At 42.2% G+C, this 1369-nt stretch carries 1 protein-coding gene; it reads right to left on the reverse strand.

The window, feature by feature from the left end; translation table 11 throughout:
• Positions 1-124: 124 nt before the first annotated feature.
• Positions 125-1279 carry a DUF819 family protein gene (locus E1140_RS00330; protein ID WP_155177969.1) on the reverse strand — a complete coding sequence of 385 codons (1155 nt, stop codon included), beginning with the start codon at positions 1277-1279 and terminating at the stop codon, positions 125-127.
• Positions 1280-1369 lie beyond the last annotated feature (90 nt).

The raw sequence follows: 1369 nt of genomic DNA on the forward strand, positions 1-1369 counted from the left end.
AGCTAAAAATACCTTAGATTGGTAAAATAAGTATTTGAGACAAAAAGATTCCGGCTCAAGGCCGGAATGACATTAGGTATTTAATTTTTTGCTACTACATCCCCCTAACCCCTTCAAAAGGGGATTACCCCATTAACCCAAACAAATAAATAGTGAGCATACCCCAACTGGTGCCCGTGACCATACTGAGTATGGCCAAAACAATGGCATGAGGCATGAGCTCGGGCTTATAGGCTGAGGTAACAGCTGGTGCAGTTGAAATACCACCAAGATTCGCCATGCTGCCAATGGCCACCCAGGCAATATTGACTTTGAGCAACTTGGCTGTGAATAACATAAATACGAAATGCAGTACCAGCCATATCAATACAAGTATTACTAAGTTGACAGGCAGCGAAAGGTTAGTGAAATTCAGTTTCAACCCTAATATGGCCATGATTAAAACGATGGAAAACCCGGCCATTCTCAAAACGAGTTTGTGGTTCCATGCTTTTATGACATTGCCCAAAACCAGCCCGACAATTGATAAAGCCACCACACTCATTAAAAACGACATGTGGATAAAATAGGTGAGGCCCATAATGGCCAGAATAGTGCCGAGGGTGATGGCATTGATCGTACCTTTACTTGCCGACCCTGAGAGCTCGGGCGGCTCTACAATAGGAAATTTAGCATCAATGCCCCAGGCTTTGTTCAATCGGTCGCTTCTTTTAATAAACTGAAACATAAGAATCGTCCAGATATTCACTAGAATGTTGTCTAACACTAAAATAGAGAGAAATAGTGATTCGGGGGTTTCTGCCAGCTCTTTGAGCACGAGCTGACTGGTACTGCCACCTATCCAGCCGCCAACGATAGGAGGCAAGCCCTTCCAATAACCTTCTGCAATAAGCAGGTCATAATTAGCAGGATTAAGCAGCCCAAAGGTAAGCACCAAAAGTACCGGTAATGTGGCTATGACCAACGAACCCACACCAAATACTATGATTGGTTTTACACCGACTATCTTGAGCTGTTTAAAGGACAGGGCACTCATGACCGTAAGAATAGTAAAGGGAATAATAAGCGACTTGCTTAAATCATGCAACAGCACCTTTGAAAGATCTATATTGAAAACATGCGTGAAAGCCGCAGGGATAACATAAGCGAAGAGAATGGCCGGAAACCAGTCCAGTAGCACTTTTACAGCCTTGTGCTCCACCTTGCTGATATAACGGACAAACAAGACGGTGATCAGCACCACAGCAGAAGCAGTTAAAAGCAAGCCAGTTTCATCCATTTATCAATATAGACAAACCGTTATTTATTCAAATGCTTTTTTATTGTTACTATCAAATAAAGCTAAAAATACCTTAGATTGGTAAAATAA

Source organism: Fulvivirga lutimaris, from assembly GCF_009711525.1.
Classification (GTDB): Bacteria; Bacteroidota; Bacteroidia; order Cytophagales; family Cyclobacteriaceae; genus Fulvivirga; species Fulvivirga lutimaris.

Excerpts from the sequence above, each read along its gene's own strand:
- E1140_RS00330 (WP_155177969.1), bottom strand. The coding sequence starts at position 1,279 with ATGGATGAAACTGGCTTGCTTTTAACTGCTTCTGCTGTGGTGCTGATC.